Here is a 19307-nt window from a genome sequence, read left to right on the forward strand (position 1 = left end):
ATCGCGATCACGGAGTCACGCGCCTTATGTCACATCAGCATCCGATTATTGCGGTTACGGGCTCCAGCGGAGCGGGAACCACGACCACCAGTCTGGCCTTCCGTAAGATATTCCAACAGTTCGACCTACGCGCAGCCCAGTTGGAAGGTGACAGCTTTCACCGCTATACCCGCCCGGAAATGGATATGGCAATCCGCAAAGCGCGTGATTTAGGACGCCACATCAGCTACTTCGGCCCAGAAGCGAATGATTTCAGCCTGCTGGAACAGTCGTTTATTGAATATGGCCTACATGGGCGTGGTCAGACGCGTAAATACCTTCATACCTATGATGAAGCGATTCCCTATAACCAGGTTCCTGGGACGTTCACACCGTGGGAACCGATGCCGGAACCTACCGACATCCTATTCTATGAAGGACTGCACGGCGGCGTAGTCACCGAACAAAATGATGTGGCACAGCATGTCGATTTGCTCGTCGGCGTGGTGCCGATCGTCAACCTGGAGTGGATACAAAAGCTGATCCGTGACGTCAATGAGCGCGGCCACTCGCGTGAAGCGGTAATGGATTCCGTTGTCCGCTCCATGGAAGACTACATCACCTACATCACGCCGCAGTTCTCTCGCACCCATATCAACTTCCAGCGCGTACCCACCGTGGATACCTCCAACCCGTTTGCTGCCAAGTCTATCCCCTCACTGGATGAAAGCTTCGTCGTCATCCACTTTCAGGGATTGGATAATATTGATTATCCCTATCTGCTCGCCATGTTGCAGGGCTCGTTTATCTCCCACATCAACACGTTGGTCGTTCCCGGCGGGAAAATGGGACTGGCTATGGAATTAATCATGGCACCGCTGGTGCAGCGGTTAATCGAAGGGAAAACGATAGAATAAGCATCGAGAAACACAGGGTGAGGCCTCCCTACGGGAACCTCCCCTGTGTTTCCCCTAATAACGGGCTTAAGTGACCAGAATTAGGGCTCAGAGAAAGGAATTATGGCAGTACTCTAATTTCGTAGCTGTGTGTCACCTCAACGGCTTTACCCAGCATCAATGCCACAGAGCAGTATTTTTCCGCTGACAGCTCGACGGCACGTTCGACGGCTTTATCGGTCAGCCCTTTCCCCGTCACGATAAAATGCAGATTGATATGGGTAAATAAGCGCGGTGCTTCAGACCGACGCTCTGAGGTTAATTTCACCTCGCAATCCGCCACATCATTACGGCCCTTTTGCAGAATCGATACCACATCAATCGCGCTGCATCCCCCTACGGACATCAACACCATTTCCATCGGACTGGGCGCTTTATCGCCAGAATTACCGTCCATCAATACCTGATGTCCCGATGAGGATTCGCCCAAAAACGTTAAGCCTTCAACCCATTTTACCCGAGCCTGCATGATGCCTCTCCACTAAAAATTTTTTGAAAATTTATACCGTTACTGTACAAAAACCAGCGTTAATCAGAGCTTTGTCATGCTGAAGCGAGACAACACAAGACACATCCTTAAAGCTGTGTTAAAACGAAAATAGAATAGACCTTTTCTGGACAAACCCAGAAACGAAGAAGATGATGACGTAGCCAGAAATACCCAGCCACGTTTACGGTGCGGCAAGGCAGCAACCGAAAAACCAAGGGTACAGTGGTTCCAGTATATTCCCTGACGTCATTCTGCCTAGACTGAATTTTATTTTTTTTAGCAGTTAAACACGCCGTACAGGGAACTCTGACCCCTGTAATTTGCGCAGTGAATTACAACAGAGGATGATAGCGAATGGTTCTCGGCAAACCGCAGACAGACCCAACTCTCGAATGGTTCCTTTCCCATTGTCATATTCACAAGTATCCATCGAAGAGCACGCTGATTCACCAAGGTGAAAAAGCAGAAACGCTTTACTACATCGTGAAAGGCTCTGTAGCAGTGCTAATCAAAGATGAAGAAGGCAAGGAAATGATTCTTTCCTATCTCAATCAGGGCGATTTTATTGGTGAGCTCGGCCTGTTTGAAGAAGGTCAGGAACGCAGTGCCTGGGTTCGGGCAAAAACCGCCTGTGAAGTGGCTGAAATTTCCTATAAAAAATTCCGCCAGCTCATTCAGGTTAACCCGGATATCCTCATGCGCTTGTCTGCGCAAATGGCAAACAGACTTCAGGTTACTTCAGAAAAAGTCGGCAATCTCGCCTTCCTTGATGTGACTGGCCGTATCGCCCAAACCTTACTCAACCTGGCCAAACAACCTGATGCCATGACGCATCCAGATGGCATGCAAATTAAAATTACCCGTCAGGAAATTGGGCAAATCGTTGGCTGCTCGCGTGAAACCGTGGGCCGCATTCTGAAAATGTTAGAAGACCAGAATCTGATCTCTGCGCACGGTAAAACGATCGTCGTTTACGGCACTCGCTAAACCCTTGTCGCGGTACCCTACCAATAAAAAAGCGTGAAGCCTCGGCCTCACGCTTTTTTTATGCCGAGCTTCCTGCTCGCCACCTAACGGGAAGTCGCAAGCGATGTTGAAAAACGTTCCCTACGTTTTTATCGCTGCGCTTTTGAGAGCGTAATCAGTGTGCTGCGTTAACCACTTGAGCGACGGCTTTGGCGAATTTATCCATCCCCTGCGCGATATCATCTTCATCAATGATCAAAGACGGTACAAAGCGGATCACGTTCGGCCCTGCCATCAACACCATCAGCCCCTGAGCCGTTGCAGCAGCCAAGAACTCGCCCGCACGGCCATGCCATTGAGGTTTCAGCTCAGCCCCCAGCAAAAGCCCCATACCGCGAACCTGATCAAATACACCATACTGCTGGTTGATTTTATCAAGTTCACTGATAAAACGATCGTGACGATCCGCGACACCAGACAATACTTCTGGCGTGTTGATGACATCCAGCGCGGCTTCCGCCACCGCACAGGCCAGAGGATTGCCGCCATAGGTGGTACCGTGTACCCCAACGGTCATGACTGATGCGATCTCTTCCGTCGTCAGCATCGCACTAATAGGGAAACCACCGCCCAACGCTTTAGCCGTTGTCAGGATATCCGGCGTAATACCATAGTGCATATAGCTGAATAATTTACCGGTACGCCCCATCCCGCTCTGCACTTCATCAAACACCAGCAGCGCTTTATGTTGATCGCACAAATCACGAACGCCCTGTAAAAACTCAGGCGTCGCGGGTGTAATACCGCCTTCGCCCTGAATCGGCTCCAGCACGACCGCACAGGTATGATCGTCCATCACCGCTTTAACAGCCGCCAGATCGTTGAACGGAACGTGCACAATATCCGCAGGCTTAGGTCCGAAGCCATCGGCATATTTAGGCTGTCCGCCAACTGAAACGGTGAACAGCGTACGGCCATGGAACGCATTGTAGAAGGCGATGATCTTGGTTTTATATGGACTATGGCGTTTAACCGCATAGTGGCGCGCCAGCTTAAATGCGGCCTCGTTTGCCTCTGCACCGGAGTTAACAAAGAACACGCGGTCGGCAAAAGTGGCATCAATCAATTTGCTGGCAAGGCGTAGCGCAGGCTCATTGGTGAAAATATTACTGGTGTGCCACAGTTTTTCGCCCTGCTGCTGCAATGCGTTAACCAGCGCAGGATGGCAGTGACCGAGCGCCGTGACGGCGATACCACCGGAGAAATCGATATATTCACGACCGTCCTGATCCCAAACGCGGCTCCCTTTACCTTTCACTGGTACAAACTTCGCGGGTGCATAAACCGGCAAAATCACTTTATCGTGAGTATCCCGTGTCACTGCTTTCTGCTCTGCTGCCATTTGCTGCCTCACTCTGCTGTCCATCATGTCGAAATGAAAATATAGTCAATAAATATGCATAAAAAATCAATAACAGGCAATATTAAATCGGCTATTGAAAAGAATAACTCTCTATATAGTTAAATTTTAAGGAAATTATCCAGAAGCTGATGCCCTTGCTGGCTAAGAATACTCTCGGGGTGAAACTGCACCCCCTCTAGTGGTAAGGAGCGATGGCGTATCCCCATAATCTCATCACGCTGCCCTTCATATTCGCTCCAGGCCGTGACCTCAAAGCAATCAGGTAGCGAAGTGGACTCAATAATGAGTGAATGATAGCGGGTGACCGTCAAAGGCTGAGCCAACCCGGTGAAAACCCCCGCATCGCTGTGCGCAATCGCTGAGGTTTTACCGTGCATCACCTGCCGTGCCCGCACCACCCGCGCGCCGAACGCCTGCCCCATCGCCTGATGACCAAGACACACACCCAGAATAGGCAATTTATCGGCAAAGTGACGAATAGCAGCCAGTGAAATGCCCGCTTCATCCGGCGTACAGGGACCCGGTGAAATGACCAATCGCTCAGGCGCAAGCTGCTCAATCTCACGCAGCGTCAGTTCATCATTACGCTTCACCACGACCTCTGCGCCAAGCTCACAAAAGTATTGGTAAAGGTTGTAGGTAAAGGAGTCGTAGTTATCAATAATCAGTAGCATAGTCATTGCACAGTTAGTCGGGAAAGCGGTACTAACATACATGAAATTCACATCAGGTACCCAGCCCTTGTCGCCAGCAAAGACAAAAGGCATGCCATCCCTATGCAATAAATTAGCACGATAATAATTATGACGATCACAAATGATTTATTTATACAAAAATCACTTTTATTAATAGGTAATATTTATTATTTATCTCTATAGAAAACTATTTTTCTGAAATCATTTTTAACAAAAAAAATAATAAACAAAAAACCCCCATGAATTAATTAGAGTTTTTAGATTAGGCAGGTTAGTTCATGGGATTTATCTTTCTAACCAATATTTATCTTTAACTTTTGATGACGATCACAATTGCTAATAAGCGAATAAAACCCTAGAAATTAAACGGATGAAAAATAAAGAACAAAGTTTAAATAAAAAATACAAGACATTGATTTAAATGACTTTAAGTGGAAATTAGTTTCTATTTAAAAGCAATAAACACAAATCCTCTCAGCTGTCCTCTGTTATTTAATTAATATATTTAACGCCCCATCTTGTTTTGTTTATTTTTTCTGTTAACACTTAGCTCGGCTTTATAGACAAACCTTAATTTCATTTTTGTTGAAACAGCCATTTTATTACACAGGGTGTGTAGTGATAAATACCCAAAAAATTCTATGTCAAGGAGAGTACACAATGAAATACCTACTGCCTTCTGCAGCCGCTGGGCTGTTGCTGCTTGCTGCCCAACCGACAATGGCGGCAAATACGGGGGGTTATGCCACCACTGACGGCGGCGATGTTTCCGGCGCTGTGAAAAAAACCGCACGCTCTCTGCAAGAGATCGTCGATATCATTGAGGCAGCGAAAAAGGATTCAAGTGGTAAAGCAGTCAAAGGTGGAGCCTACCCGCTCGTCATTACCTATAACGGTAATGAAGATGCACTAATCAAAGCGGCTGAAGCTAACATCTGTGGCCAATGGAGCAAAGATCCGCGTGGTGTAGAAATCAAAGAGTTCACCAAAGGGATCACTATCCTCGGTACTAATGGGTCTTCCGCTAACTTCGGCATCTGGGTGGTTAACTCTTCCAATGTTGTCGTACGTAACATGCGCTTCGGTTATATGCCGGGTGGCGCAAAAGATGGTGACGCTATCCGTATTGATAACTCACCGAACGTCTGGATCGACCACAATGAGATCTTCGCCAAGAACTTCGAATGCGCTGGTACACCAGACAACGACACCACTTTTGAATCGGCTGTCGATATCAAGAAAGCCTCAACCAACGTCACCGTGTCATACAACTATATTCATGGCGTGAAAAAGGTCGGTTTGAGCGGTTCAAGCAACACGGATACGGGTCGCAACCTGACTTACCATCACAATATTTACAGCGATGTTAACTCACGTCTGCCACTGCAACGTGGTGGTCAGGTGCATGCTTATAACAACCTGTATGACGGCATCAAAAGTTCAGGCTTTAACGTCCGTCAGAAAGGGATCGCGCTGATCGAAAGCAACTGGTTCGAAAATGCCCTCAACCCTGTGACCGCACGTAATGACGACTCCAACTTCGGTACCTGGGAACTGCGTAACAACAACATTACCAGCCCGTCTGATTTTGCTAAATACAACATCACCTGGGGTAAACCATCCACACCGCACATCAATGCGGATGACTGGAAGAGCACCGGAAAATTCCCTGCCGTCCCGTATAGCTACTCCCCTGTTTCCGCACAGTGCGTGAAGGATAAACTGGCGAACTATGCTGGCGTAGGTAAAAACCAGGCAGTACTGACAGCAGCCAACTGTAAATAAATGCATTAATCCCGGCGTATTCACTCTACGCCGGGTTCTTCCTGAGCGAGTTCTTTGGGCTCGATCATTTTTTACGGCACATGGAGATGAATAATAATTATTTCTTAACAAACTAAAATTCAATGTAAAATTAACCCATACAAAAACAAAACTGAATGTGCCTGTGATATTATATTTTGACTTAAGATGAATTATTTACGTTAGTCTCAGCGCTCACCATCATAAAAGTAGCGATGTAAAATCATATAGATAAAGAAACCAGAATAAATCAATCATCCATTTAAATAATAACCTACTGATTTTCAATTACTTTAAAAGAATATCGTTTCCTATAAAATCCAAATCATCCAATCATCAGTATTACAAAATGTTTCCACTGTAATACATTTAACATTTCACCCTTGAATTGAACTTATTTTTTGACCACACTCCCCTTGGTTTTTCATCAAAATTGATGATTCATTTTTGTTGAAAAATGTGTGTCGGGCATATGGAGCGATAAATGCCCATGAAATTCTATTCCAAGGAGACAGTCATAATGAAATACCTATTGCCTACGGCAGCCACTGGATTGTTATTACTCGCGGCTCAGCCAGCGATGGCAGCAAATACGGGCGGCTATGCCACCACAGATGGTGGAGAAGTTTCCGGCGCTGTGAAGAAAACCGCACGTTCTCTGCAAGAAATTGTGGATATTATTGAAGCTGCGAAAGTGGATTCAAAAGGCAAGAAAGTCAAAGGCGGTGCTTACCCGCTCATCATCACCTATAACGGTAATGAAGATTCATTAATCAAAGCGGCTGAAAAGAATATTTGCGGCCAATGGAGTAAGGACGCTCGCGGCGTACAAATCAAAGAGTTCACCAAAGGCATTACCATCCAAGGTACCAATGGTTCATCCGCCAACTTCGGTGTCTGGATCGTGAACTCCTCTGACGTCGTAGTACGTAATATGCGCTTCGGCTATATGCCAGGCGGTGCGCAAGACGGTGACGCCATTCGTGTTGATAACTCTCCAAACGTCTGGATTGACCACAACGAGATCTTTGCCAAGAACTTTGAGTGTAAAGGCACACCAGACAATGACACGACTTTTGAATCGGCCGTCGATATCAAAAAAGGGTCAACCAACGTCACGGTGTCATATAACTACATTCATGGCATCAAGAAAGTCGGTCTGAGCGGCGCAAGCAATACGGATACGGGACGTAACCTGACTTACCATCACAATATTTACAGCGATGTTAACTCACGTCTGCCGCTGCAGCGTGGTGGTCTGGTTCACGCCTACAACAACCTGTATGACGGCATCACTGGCTCCGGCTTTAACGTCCGCCAGAAAGGGATTGCGCTGATCGAAAGCAACTGGTTCGAAAATGCGCTCAACCCAGTGACGGCACGTAACGACAGCTCCAACTTCGGTACTTGGGAGTTGCGTAACAACAACATCACAAAACCAGCGGACTTCTCCAAATACAACATCACCTGGGGTCGCCCTTCTACGCCTCACGTCAATGCTGATGATTGGAAAAGCACCGGCAAGTTCCCTTCCATTTCTTACAAATACTCTCCGGTTTCGGCGCAGTGTGTGAAGGATAAACTGGCAAACTACGCTGGCGTGGGTAAAAACCTGGCGGTACTGACAGCAGCTAACTGCAAATAAACGCGGTCTGATTTACCCTTGAGCGAGCTCTTAGAGCTCGCTTATTTTTTATGAGGACCGACAAATGAACATGAGTATGCATCCCAATAAAGAGGGAATAAATTAAATATCATGCTAATTATTTTATGAGTTAATTATCTTTGTTATTGATGTAATCAAAAATAATTCACAACACGGGATTAATTAATAATTTGATCGGCGTCAATTATTTTTTGACATGGTCATCTCAATGAAGGATTTTACTTATTTCTTGATGGCGCTCACATTTATCACCTTTATCAAAACTCTCCCAACGTAGAATAACAAAACGAAATATAATTTTATTTTTCATAAAAACTCTGAATGCATCTATTTTAGAAAAAATGAAAAAAATATCATCATTTAAAATAGAGACTTATTAATCATCAGCATTCCCCTGCGTTATTCAGTCGATATATTTAATATCTAAATATTGAATTATTTTATTTTTATGATAACACTTAATCTGGGTTTCAATAAACCTAGATTTCATTTTTATTGAAACACCAAAATAATATAATCTGGGTGATGTGGAACATTAATACCCAAAAAATTCTATTCCAAGGAGAGTACCCTAATGAAATACCTACTGCCTTCTACAGCCGCTGGGCTGTTATTACTTGCGGCTCAACCGACAATGGCGGCAAATACGGGAGGTTATGCCACCACTGACGGTGGTAACGTTGCTGGTGCAGTGAACAAAACGGCGCGCTCTATGCAAGATATCATTGATATTATCGAAGAGGCGAAGCTGGATTCTAAAGGTAAGAAAGTCAAAGGTGGGGCTTACCCACTCATCATCACCTATAACGGTAATGAAGACGCGCTGATCAAAGCTGCTGAGAACAATATCTGCGGCCAGTGGAGTAAAGATGCTCGCGGTGTGGAAATCAAAGAGTTTACCAAAGGGGTTACCATCATCGGTACCAACGGATCTTCCGCTAACTTCGGGATCTGGCTGACAAAATCATCCGATGTCATCATCCGTAATATGCGCTTTGGTTACATGCCGGGCGGCGCGCAGGACGGTGATGCCATTCGTATCGATAACACGCCGAACGTCTGGATTGACCACAACGAAATCTTCGCGAAAAACTTTGAATGCGCAGGTACAAAAGACGGTGACACCACCTTCGAATCTGCGATTGATATCAAGAAAGCCTCTACCAACGTGACGGTGTCGTACAACTACATTCACGGCATCAAAAAGGTGGGGCTGAGCGGCTTCAGCAGCAGCGATACGGGCCGCGATCTGACTTACCATCACAATATTTACGACGACGTTAACGCGCGTCTCCCACTGCAACGTGGCGGTCAGGTTCACGCTTACAACAACCTGTATACCGGCATCACCAGTTCTGGTCTGAACGTACGCCAGAAAGGGATTGCACTGATCGAACGTAACTGGTTCGAGAATGCGAAAAACCCGGTGACCTCACGTTACGACGGTTCCAACTTCGGTACCTGGGAACTGCGTAATAACAACGTCATGAGCCCAGCCGACTTCGCTAAATACAATATCACTTGGGATAAAGACACCAAGGCCTACGTGAATGCTGAAGACTGGAAAAGCACCGGCACGTTCGCTTCACTCCCTTACAGCTACTCTCCGGTTTCACCACAGTGCGTGAAGGACAAACTGGCAAACTATGCTGGTGTGAACAAAAACCTGGCCGTGCTGACAGCAGCAAATTGCAACTAATCACGAAGTGTAAAGTGTACTAAGCGGACTTCAGGCTCCTACCCTCATTGTCCTGTGCTAGCAGGAGCCTGCAAGCGAGCTTAACGCCCGTCGATTTATCGTTCGGGCCATACTTGAGCGAGCCCTAAGGGCTCGCTCATTTTTATCGTTAATATTCAAGGAAATGAAATGAAACGTTCTCTTCTGTTCGCCGCACTGTTCAGTACCTGCACAGTATTCAGTGTCGGCATACCGATGGCTAGCGCCGCCACGCCAGCGGCACCAGAGTTGAAAGGATTCGGAACGGATACCGTGGCAGGCAGCGGTGGACGCATTATTCGCGTCACAACGCTGGCTTCTTCCGGAGCCGGTTCACTCAGAGAAGCACTGGCCACCAAAGGGCCACGTATTATCGTTTTCGAGGTTGGTGGCATCATCGACCTGAATAAAAGTGACCTTCGATTAGCTGAGCCGTTTGTCACCATCGCTGGCCAAACTGCACCCTCTCCCGGTATCACCATCATTCGCGGCGGGATGGGGATTAGCACGCATGATGTGCTCATGCAGCATATTCGTTTTCGCATCGGCGATGCCGGTACGGGTAAAAAAAGCGGCTTTGAACGCGATGTTTCAATCAACGGCAAAGATGCCTATAACGTGGTGATCGACCACTCCAGTTTCGCCTGGGGGACAGACGAGAATCTGTCTATCTCCGGCCCACGCTACGACGGGCCGCAGGGCACCGCACACCGCATCACGCTTTCAAATAATATCGTTGCTGAAGGCTTATACGACTCGGCTCACACTAAAGGCATTCACTCGATGGGGACGCTGGTTCACGATAACGTGACTGACGTGTCGATCGTGGGCAGCCTGTATGCCCACAACAACGAGCGCAACGCCTGGTTCAAGGCGGGTTCAACAGGCGTCATGGTCAATAACCTGATCTACAATCCTGGCATCTGGGGCGTTCGCGTTGGTGGTGTAAAAGGAGAATGGGAAGGGAAAACCATGCCCGCTAGCCCGCGTGTTTCCGTCGCGGGTAACGTGATGCACTACGGCGCAAATACCAAAGCGGGTTTAGGGCTGGTAGGGAGCAACAGCTCCGGCGATGTCTGGATGTCGGATAACCTCGCCTACGATGCCAAAGGCAGCGCTGCTCCGCAAACGTCAGGCACTGGGATTACGTTACTCAAGGTGTCCCCTATTTGGCCTGCGGGCTTAACGGCATCAGCGGCCAGCGCCGTCACCAATCAGGTACTGCAAAGCGCAGGCGCACGCCCCAGAGATCGTGATGCCGTCGATAAGCGTATCGTGGATAACGTCAAACAGCGGAAAGGTGGCTTCGTGAACAGCCAGGAAGACGTTGGCGGCTACCCCGTTGCAACGGCAACCTACCGTCAACTGAACGTACCCAGTACCGGCGTGGACGCCTGGCTACAACAGATGGCAAAAGCGCTGGAGTAACGTGCTAGCTGAAACGTTAAGATCGCAAAAGGCCACTCTCGTGGCCTTTTTCATATTCTCAGTGTCTTACTTCTCTATCTCACCAATCAAGGCAACACTTTCGCGGATTGAATCACAATCGGCGCAGTCGGTACGTTCTGATAAGGCCCGACGTTTTTCGTTGGTACCTGCGAGATCTTATCTACGATTTCCATGCCCTTCACTACTTTACCGAACACAGCGTAACCAAAATCACGCTGCCCGTGGTCGAGGAAAGCGTTGTCCGCTATGTTGATAAAGAACTGGCTGGTCGCACTGTCTTTGTCAGACGTACGCGCCATGGCAATCGTGCCGCGCTGGTTACGCAAACCATTATCGGCTTCATTCTTGATCGGCGCATTCGGCGCTTTCTGGTTCATTTCGCCAGAAAAGCCGCCACCCTGCACCATAAAGCCAGGGATCACACGGTGAAATGTCGTCCCGTTATAAAAACCGTTGTTAACGTACTCGACGAAATTTTTTACCGAAACCGGTGCCTTTTGATTATCTAAAGACAGTTCGATATTGCCTGCGGACGTCGTCAACAGCACATGAGTGGTGCCGGAAGCCGCAAAGGCTGGAGAAAATGCCGTCAGTGAAATAAGGGCTGCCGCAGCAACCAGAGTACGTTTGAACATGAGAATTCCTTTTTGAAGAGGCCGACTACAGAAAGCGTAATGATTGTAAGTATCCGCACTCTTCAACGCCACCCATTTACCTTTTTTTACGTATAAAAGTCTGTTCGTAACCAACTGTGATCGAAAACCTGCGTGAAAGATAAAAAAAGGGCCGATTACTCGGCCCTCAGACCGTACGGAACGAGAACGGGGGGAATGGGATAGAAGAGTAAAACGTCCGCGCCAGAGACGTACTTGCAGCGTCTTTACGATCTACCCATTATCACCGCTCAGCAAACTCAGTCCATACGCTCCGAGCGCACCGCCAGATCGCGACTGTACTGACGACTGGCTTCCACCAGCATCGAGGTATAAGCATCCTTCGGCACATCGCTGGTCAGGTCGTCGGTTTCTAGCGTTTCCAGTATCTTACCGTACTGCATCACCGCGACTTTATGGCATAGGTGGGAAATCACGCCCAAATCATGCGTCACCATCAGGTAAGTCAGCTTTTCCTGCTGCTGCAACTCCGTCAGCAGATTCAGAATTTCTGCCTGTACCGATACATCCAGCGCCGACGTTGGCTCATCCAGCAGCAACACTCTCGGCTCCAGAATCAGCGCTCGGGCAATCGCCACACGTTGGCGCTGTCCACCCGATAGCTGATGCGGATAACGGCGACGAAAATTGGTTCCCAGCCCGACTTTCTCCAGCAAGGTATCGATGCGATCGTCACGATCGTCAAAGCGGTGGATCGACAGCGGTTCCTCCAGAATCGACTCCACCGTATGACGAGGGTGCAGCGATCCGTACGGATCCTGAAACACCATCTGCACCCGACGACAGCGTGCCTGATCGATCCGGTGCGCCAGCTTCTTCCCATCAATCAGCAACGTGCCTTCCCAGTGATTAAATAGCCCTGCCAGACACTTCAGCACCGTGGTTTTGCCGGAACCCGACTCCCCTACCAGACCAAAGATATCGCCATCGTTGACGGTAAGATTCACATCGTACAACACCTGATTCTTCGTGCTGCCCTGACCAAAAGAGAGATTCAGGCTATTCACTTCGATCATCGGCTTGCGCTGACCCATTGCTTCAGTTGCCATGATTATCCCCTTTATCCATTGATCCAGGCTGGATCGCGATTCATCACCGGCAAACGCGGACGTCGGTGGTCGATATCCGGCAGTGAATTCAGCAACCCACGCGTGTACGGATGCTGTGCGTTGTCCAGATCGGCGGCAGCAATCGACTCCACGACGCGCCCGGCATACATCACCAGCACCCGATCGCAGAAGCTGCGCACCAGATTGATATCGTGACTGATAAAAATCAGCCCCAGACCGCGCTCACTCACCAAATCGTCCAACATCGCCAACACCTGCAAGCGCACGGACACATCCAGTGCGGAGGTCGGTTCATCGGCAATCACGATTTCGGGTTCGGTAATTAGCATCATCGCAATCATGATGCGCTGCCCCTGTCCGCCCGAGATCTCATGGGGATACAACTTGTAGACACGCTCTGGCTGACGAATCCGCACCACGTCCAGCATCGCCATGACCTTTTCCTTCGCCTCCCGGTGCGACACCTTATGGTGTGCCAGATAGGCTTCGGCAATCTGATCGCCGACGCAAACCACCGGGTTCAGCGAATATTTGGGGTCCTGCATAATCATGGATATGCGCTTGCCGCGAATCTGACGCATCCGCGCCTCATCCGCTTTCAGCAGATCGGTATCACCGAAGCGCAGTTTGTCCGCCGTAATCCGCGCACTATGCGGATGCAGCTGCAACAGCGCACGGCCGACCGTCGATTTACCGGAGCCAGACTCGCCGACAATTGCCAGCTTTTCACAGCCCAGCGTGAAGGAGACACCGCGCACGGCATCCGTCACAACACCACGGTTCACGAAGCCTACCCGCAGATTTTCCACTTCCATCAGGGGCGAGCTTCCCGGCGCACGTTGAGAAAACTTATTCAGTTCTGGGATCGAGGATGTCACGTAGGCCGTCTCCAAGGAAGTTGAATGCCAGGCTGTTAATCAAAATCGCCAGCCCCGGAATAGTTACTAACCACCAGCACTCCATCATGTAACGACGACCCGCAGAGATCATCGCGCCCCATTCAGGATCGGGCGGCTGTGCCCCCAACCCCAGAAAGCCCAGACCCGCCGCTGTCAGAATGATGCCCGCCATATTCATAGTGATACGAATAATCACCGACGGCAGACACAGCGGCACAATGTGATGCAGCAGGATGCGGACAGACGATGCCCCTTGGAGCTTCACGGCAGAAACAAAATCCGCGTGACGCAGCGACAGCGTCTCCGCCCTTGCCAAACGAGCAATCGGTGGCCAGGCCGTCAACGTAATCGCGATCACCACATGATCCAGACCAGGACCGAGTGCCGCAACGAACGCCAGCGCCAATACCAGGCTGGGGAAAGAGATGAAAATATCGGTGATACGCATCAGGATGGTATCGACGATACCGCCGTAATACCCAGAAATCACACCCAGCGCCAACCCGATCGGTCCAACGGTGACCGACACCAGTGCAACGATATACAGCGTGATGCGCGAGCCGTAGACCAGACGACTAAATACATCGCGCCCAAACTCATCGGTGCCAAAGTAATGTGCCGCACTCGGCGCCTGTAGCGCGTTGGACAAATCCTGTACCAGCGGATCGTGCGTGGCGATCCACGGTGCGAAGATGGCAACCAGTACCAACATCAGCACAATCGCGGAACCAATCGCGGTAAGTGGATTGCGCATCATCGTCAAGAGAAACCCGCCGATTCGCGCCCCACGCAGCCGCAGACGACTCACGCGTTTTTCCGGCGGTGTCCGCATTACTGATGCGCGAGTGACCGGCGGCTCAGAGGAAATATTCATGCGTTCGTCCTCGGATCAAAGATTTGATACAACATGTCCGACAGCAGGTTAAGCGTCACAAAGATCAACCCCACCAGCAGCACGCATCCCATAACCGCGTTCATATCCCCCAGCAGCAGGCTGCCTGTCAGATAGGAACCAAATCCCGGCCATGAGAAGACCGTTTCGATCAGTACCGCCCCTTCCAGCAGCGAGCCATACGCCAGCGCCACCACCGTCAGAAGCTGAACCAGAATATTGCGAAACGCATGCGCCCAGACAACACGGAACTCAGATAGCCCTTTCACTCGCGCAGTGATGATGTATTCCTGCGAAAGCTGCGCCAGCATGAAGCTACGCGTCATACGGCTGATATAGGCCAGTGAATGGAAACCGAGAATCGTGGCTGGCAGCACCAGATGGTTCAGCGCGCTGCGGAACACATCCCACTCACCTGCCAGTAGCGAATCCACCAGCAGCAAACCGGTACGGTTCTCCACCAAACCGTCGTAGGCCATATCAACCCGCCCAGCGCCGCCAACCCAGTTCAGCCAGGCATAGAACACCAGCAGCCCCATCATCCCGACCCAGAATATCGGCGTGGAATAACCGGCCAGACTAATAAAACGCACCACATAATCTGCCCATTTACCGCGTCGCGCCGCAGCCAGCACGCCTAGCGGCACGCCCAGACCCGCGCCCACGATAATCGCCATAGTGGCCAGTTCGATGGTGGCAGGGAAAACCCGGATAATGTCATCCACGACCGGTCGCCCAGTCAGAAGCGCATTGCCCAAATCCCCATGCATCAGTGAATTGAAGTAAATAAAGAACTGGACATACAGCGGCTTATCCAACCCCAGCTGTTGGTAAACCTGTTGATAGGTACTTTGGTCAGCATCCTGCCCAACAATAGCCAGGACTGGATCGATTGGCATCACGCGGCCGATCACGAAGGTCAGGATTAATAACCCGAACAGCGTGATGACGACCTGAAACAGACGTTTTGCCAAACGACGCAGTACTCCACCCGGCTTGATCCAATCAGAGAAAACCATGTTCTTTCTCCTGATATCCCGGTTAGCGGCGACAGCAAACCACCACTCACGCGGTCATCTCTTTTTAACGTATCTGAGCCGGATGATTAGCTGGAAAGGTGTCGGCTAACCATCCGGTTTAACGTGTGGACACTAGCGCTGCTTATAGACCTCGCGCAGATGCGTCGTGGAGGACGGATGCGGCACATAGCCTTTCACGTCCTTACGCAACACCACAGAATCGATCATCTGCGACACCGGAATAATGGCCGGGAACAGTTCTTCATAGCGATTCTGTACGTCGATATACATCTGCTTCTGTTTCTGAGGATCTTTCTCCAACAGCGCCTGATCGATCATGTCGTTCAAGGGTTTGTCGTAGAAAGAGGTGCGCCACCCTTGGAAGTTGGTCAGTTTGGCTTCGTCGCTGTTATCGGGGTTATAGACAACAGAACGCAGGCTGGAGTGAGGATGCGGGTCAACGCCACCACCGCCGCGACCAACCAGCATATCGAAGTTACGATCGCGCATCGCGCCGTAAACCTGATTACCGGTGCCGGAGATGATTTTGGCTTTGATGCCCGCCTGTGCCAGCGTGGACTGTACCGACGTAGCCAGATTCAGGAACGGCTGATCGGACAAGACACGCAGCGTGGTTTCAAATCCATTCGGGTAGCCCGCTTCGGCCAGCAGCGCTTTGGCGCGCGGCACGTCAAGTTTGTAGCCAGGATCCGGCAACGTCGCATCCATCCCTTTTTGGATGGGGCGCTGATGATAGAAACCATAGCCAGGCATCACCGTCTTATTGACGCCATCGTAATCAATCAGGTAGCGAACCGCTTCGCGCACTTTCGGTTTAGCGAAGTATTCATTTTTCAGGCTCATTGCAACGTAGTACAGCGTGCCTTTTTTCACCTCATCAACCACAACGTCTTTGTCTTGTTTCAACGCGTTGATATCCGGCACCGACATCCCAGAGGCAACATCAATATCGCCTTTTTCAATCATCAGACGCAGCGCCTGTGATTCGGTCATGTGGCGGAAAATTACGCGCCGCATTTTCGCGTCGCCCTGCCAGTTGTTCTCAACCTTGCTGATGCGCAGCACGTCTTTCGCCTGCCACACATCCAGCTTGAACGGGCCGGAACCGGCTTCGTTCGTGGTCAGCCAGCCGTTACCCCAGTCACCGTTTTTCTCATGTTGCATGACCGTTTTGCTGTCCAGCACCGAGCCGCTACCCAGCGTCGCCAGCGAATAGATCACCAGCTTGGGGTCGTTCGGTTTAGGCAGTTCGATTTCAACGGTGTGGGCGTCTTTGGCGCGGATCATTTTCTCCACGTTTTCCGCAGTGAAACCGTAGGATTTCCAGGTCGTGGCCTGAGCCATATTGAGGCTAAGCAGACGTTTCATCGACCAGGCAAAATCTTGCGCCGTCACGGGGTTACCGGAATGAAATTTGGCGTTGTCCACCAGATTGAAGGTAATGACGGTGCCTGCATCATTGACGCTCCAGCTTTTCGCCAGAGAAGGCAGGATGTTACTCAGGTTGGCCGGATCGAGCACCACCAGCGAGTCATAGAGGTTGACGATAATGCCCACCACTTCGTTACCGGTCATTGCAGCCGGATCGAGTGAGAGCATGTTGTTCATATTCATCCCCACGATCAGCTGATCGTCAGGAGTTTTTGCCGATAGAATGGCCGGCGTAGCGGCCATGCAGAGTGAACTTAACAGCAGGGTACGGAGTATTGCTCGTGCTTTCATCATTATTCTCCAGGTGTGGGAGCATGGAAGACGACAACTTTTTATTTTTTAGGTAAGGCTATCTTTCAGATCGAACAACAAACTATTCATATAAAAAACTATTCTTTACTTAGGGTATGCTCCTCAATCCAATCAAAGTTGATATCTTCTCCCAGCCCTGGACGTTGCGGCAGATGCACAAAGCCCTCGTCATCCATCGGATCGACAATCGAATTCAGATAAGCAGCAGGTTCGTCGTAATCGAGGAAAGGATGCAGCAGCCCGCGTTCATACCAACGGCAGTTTTTAATCGCTCCAACAACGTTGAGGTTTGGCGCACCGTTACCGTGGATTTCACAATCCATACCGAAGGATTCAGCCAGGCTCGCAACTTTCAGACACGGCCAGAGACCACCTACGCCTTGCACGCCCGCGCGTAAAATGTCGCATGCGCCTTCTTTAACCCAGTCAGCACGGCTGAAATATTTACCTGACAGGCTTTCCGGCCCAATCACATCGATATCCAGGCTCTTGGTCAGCCAGTTGTAGGATGCCATGCTCTGTTCTTCCATTGGCTCTTCAAACCAGGTGAAATCGAGCTTTTGCAGTTCACGACCGATGTATAGCGCATCGCTGCGGCTGTACCAGTGGTAACCATCCAGCATCAGGCAGATATCTGGGCCGACCGCTTCACGCACCGCCGCACAGGCTTTTACGTCAATCTTAGGGCTGGGTGCGAATGACACCGGAGGCATCCATGTGTGCAGCTTGATGGCTTTATAGCCGCGCTGCACCAGCTTTTCTGCAAACTGGCCGAACTCTTCTGGCGTAGATAAACCGCCTTCCAGTTCATCGCCACACATGGTACTGCCGTAAGCAGGGACTTTTTCACGATAGCCGCCGAGCAGTTTATGTACCGGCATGTTCAGCACGCGACCTTGCAGATCCCACAGTGCAGATTCCACAATCGACAGCGCACGATCGGTCAGTTGGTTGGCGCTGCCGCGTTGCCAATGCACCAGATCCTGCCAGAGACGCTCGCGGTCGAACGGGTTCTGCCCGATCAGCACTTTGCGGAAGAAAGCGTTAACGATATGAGGACGAATCACTTCCGGCGGAGCGAAAGCGTAACCTTTTTGGCCGTCATCCGCCGTGATGGTCAACAACGCCATCTTGGCCTGATTCTCAGCTCCCGGGTGTGAATGACCCGCACTGTCGGAAACCCGACGTGTGGGATAAGTGAAGACGGTGACATCAATTGATTCTATTTTCACGTTGTTACCTGCCTTGATGTTTAACACAACTCATGTACGCGATTGCGAATGTAAGCCACATAAATAATTAAAGAAGAACTCCACTGGCTGTGTTGGGTCGGTAGATAAAAAAACACCGATATCTTTCTGGTACGACCTTATAAGTCGATCGACATCACAAAAAGAAATGGCGTGCTAATTAAAAAAAAATAGCGTTTTATTTTCAATTATTAAGGTTGTTACGCCGTTAGTCATTAGGCAATTTCTTTCATATGAAGAAATTATGCTGCGGATAACTGTGCAATTGCACATAAAGCTGTGAGCATTATCACCAGAAACTTTCATATCCTTATTAAATAAATGGATAATCCCTTAGTTTTATTTCTAAGCGTTCTGAAACGTGAATGATTGATGAGGGGGATGATTACTCTGATAGCGGATTGGCCGCTAATCAGTCGGCTTCTGACCAAAAGCGTGCTATAGATCTCATTTTTACTTGTCATGAAAAACCCAACAAAAACCAAGACTTAATAAAAAATAAGCAAAATCATCAACATACCCACAAAGAAGTATATAAAAGACAACTTGATGTACATCAATAAGCGCCCCTTGTAGCGCGATAAGGTAACCTCAG

17 protein-coding genes are annotated in these 19307 nt (G+C 49.6%); 7 read left to right on the forward strand and 10 right to left on the reverse strand.

Annotated elements, in window-relative coordinates; genetic code table 11:
• Positions 1 to 26 precede the first annotated feature (26 nt).
• Positions 27 to 896 carry a phosphoribulokinase gene (locus tag A0G03_RS08700; RefSeq protein ID WP_048262707.1) on the forward strand — a complete coding sequence of 290 codons (870 nt, stop codon included), beginning with the start codon at positions 27 to 29 and terminating at the stop codon, positions 894 to 896.
• A gap of 100 nt (positions 897 to 996) precedes the next feature.
• Here A0G03_RS08700 and A0G03_RS08705 read toward each other — a convergent pair whose 3' ends face one another.
• A complete protein-coding gene (locus A0G03_RS08705; protein WP_048262709.1) occupies positions 997 to 1404 on the reverse strand; it encodes an OsmC family protein in 408 nt (135 codons plus the stop codon).
• A gap of 375 nt (positions 1405 to 1779) precedes the next feature.
• On the opposite strand from A0G03_RS08705, the gene crp reads away from it, so the two are divergent.
• Positions 1780 to 2412: a cAMP-activated global transcriptional regulator CRP gene (gene crp / locus A0G03_RS08710; RefSeq protein ID WP_005969523.1), complete on the forward strand. Its 633-nt coding sequence runs from the start codon at positions 1780 to 1782 to the stop codon at positions 2410 to 2412.
• A gap of 154 nt (positions 2413 to 2566) precedes the next feature.
• Here the strand turns inward: crp and argD are convergent, their stop codons facing one another.
• Together argD and A0G03_RS08720 are read right to left on the reverse strand one after the other, a co-directional pair.
• Positions 2567 to 3793, reverse strand: coding sequence for a bifunctional acetylornithine/succinyldiaminopimelate transaminase (gene argD / locus A0G03_RS08715; protein WP_048262710.1), 1227 nt, complete (start codon positions 3791 to 3793; stop codon positions 2567 to 2569).
• Positions 3794 to 3912: 119 nt separating this feature from the next.
• Positions 3913 to 4488, reverse strand: coding sequence for an aminodeoxychorismate synthase component II (locus A0G03_RS08720; protein ID WP_048262989.1), 576 nt, complete (start codon positions 4486 to 4488; stop codon positions 3913 to 3915).
• Between the two features lie 681 nt (positions 4489 to 5169).
• Between A0G03_RS08720 and pelA the strand changes: the two genes are divergently transcribed.
• The 4 genes from pelA to pelZ all read left to right on the forward strand — a co-directional run bounded on the left by pelA (position 5170) and on the right by pelZ (position 11123).
• Positions 5170 to 6294 carry a pectate lyase PelA gene (gene pelA / locus A0G03_RS08725; RefSeq protein ID WP_048262712.1) on the forward strand — a complete coding sequence of 375 codons (1125 nt, stop codon included), beginning with the start codon at positions 5170 to 5172 and terminating at the stop codon, positions 6292 to 6294.
• Positions 6295 to 6832: 538 nt separating this feature from the next.
• Positions 6833 to 7957, forward strand: a complete 1125-nt coding sequence (gene pelB, locus A0G03_RS08730; RefSeq protein ID WP_048262714.1) for a pectate lyase PelB — start codon at positions 6833 to 6835, stop codon at positions 7955 to 7957.
• Between the two features lie 595 nt (positions 7958 to 8552).
• Positions 8553 to 9677: a pectate lyase PelC gene (pelC, locus tag A0G03_RS08735; protein ID WP_048262716.1), complete on the forward strand. Its 1125-nt coding sequence runs from the start codon at positions 8553 to 8555 to the stop codon at positions 9675 to 9677.
• A 168-nt stretch (positions 9678 to 9845) separates the two neighbouring features.
• Positions 9846 to 11123: a pectate lyase PelZ gene (gene pelZ / locus A0G03_RS08740; RefSeq protein ID WP_048262717.1), complete on the forward strand. Its 1278-nt coding sequence runs from the start codon at positions 9846 to 9848 to the stop codon at positions 11121 to 11123.
• An 86-nt stretch (positions 11124 to 11209) separates the two neighbouring features.
• Here the strand turns inward: pelZ and ppiA are convergent, their stop codons facing one another.
• From ppiA to A0G03_RS08775, 7 genes are all read right to left on the reverse strand, one after another.
• Positions 11210 to 11779, reverse strand: coding sequence for a peptidylprolyl isomerase A (gene ppiA / locus A0G03_RS08745; RefSeq protein ID WP_048262719.1), 570 nt, complete (start codon positions 11777 to 11779; stop codon positions 11210 to 11212).
• Between the two features lie 278 nt (positions 11780 to 12057).
• Positions 12058 to 12834 carry an ABC transporter ATP-binding protein gene (locus A0G03_RS08750; RefSeq protein WP_189315160.1) on the reverse strand — a complete coding sequence of 259 codons (777 nt, stop codon included), beginning with the start codon at positions 12832 to 12834 and terminating at the stop codon, positions 12058 to 12060.
• A 44-nt stretch (positions 12835 to 12878) separates the two neighbouring features.
• Positions 12879 to 13766 carry an ABC transporter ATP-binding protein gene (locus tag A0G03_RS08755; RefSeq protein WP_080965267.1) on the reverse strand — a complete coding sequence of 296 codons (888 nt, stop codon included), beginning with the start codon at positions 13764 to 13766 and terminating at the stop codon, positions 12879 to 12881.
• Entirely contained in the window at positions 13738 to 14619 is an 882-nt protein-coding gene (locus tag A0G03_RS08760; protein ID WP_167389295.1) for an ABC transporter permease, read from the reverse strand. The genes A0G03_RS08755 and A0G03_RS08760 overlap by 29 nt, the downstream gene beginning before the upstream one ends.
• Positions 14620 to 14657: 38 nt before the next feature.
• Positions 14658 to 15698 (reverse strand): ABC transporter permease, encoded by a 1041-nt coding sequence (locus tag A0G03_RS08765; protein WP_011095549.1) that lies wholly within the window; start codon positions 15696 to 15698, stop codon positions 14658 to 14660.
• A gap of 132 nt (positions 15699 to 15830) precedes the next feature.
• The gene (locus tag A0G03_RS08770; protein WP_048262725.1) at positions 15831 to 17441 is read right to left on the reverse strand and encodes an ABC transporter substrate-binding protein; all 1611 of its coding nucleotides are present in this window, start codon (positions 17439 to 17441) and stop codon (positions 15831 to 15833) included.
• A gap of 98 nt (positions 17442 to 17539) precedes the next feature.
• Complete coding sequence (locus A0G03_RS08775) at positions 17540 to 18694, reverse strand: mandelate racemase family protein (RefSeq protein WP_048262991.1); 1155 nt, start codon at positions 18692 to 18694, stop codon at positions 17540 to 17542.
• Between the two features lie 383 nt (positions 18695 to 19077).
• On the opposite strand from A0G03_RS08775, the gene A0G03_RS21750 reads away from it, so the two are divergent.
• Positions 19078 to 19275 (forward strand): hypothetical protein, encoded by a 198-nt coding sequence (locus A0G03_RS21750; RefSeq protein WP_048262727.1) that lies wholly within the window; start codon positions 19078 to 19080, stop codon positions 19273 to 19275.
• Positions 19276 to 19307: the final 32 nt, after the last annotated feature.

It is taken from the genome of Pectobacterium peruviense, assembly GCF_002847345.1.
Classification (GTDB): Bacteria; Pseudomonadota; Gammaproteobacteria; order Enterobacterales; family Enterobacteriaceae; genus Pectobacterium; species Pectobacterium peruviense.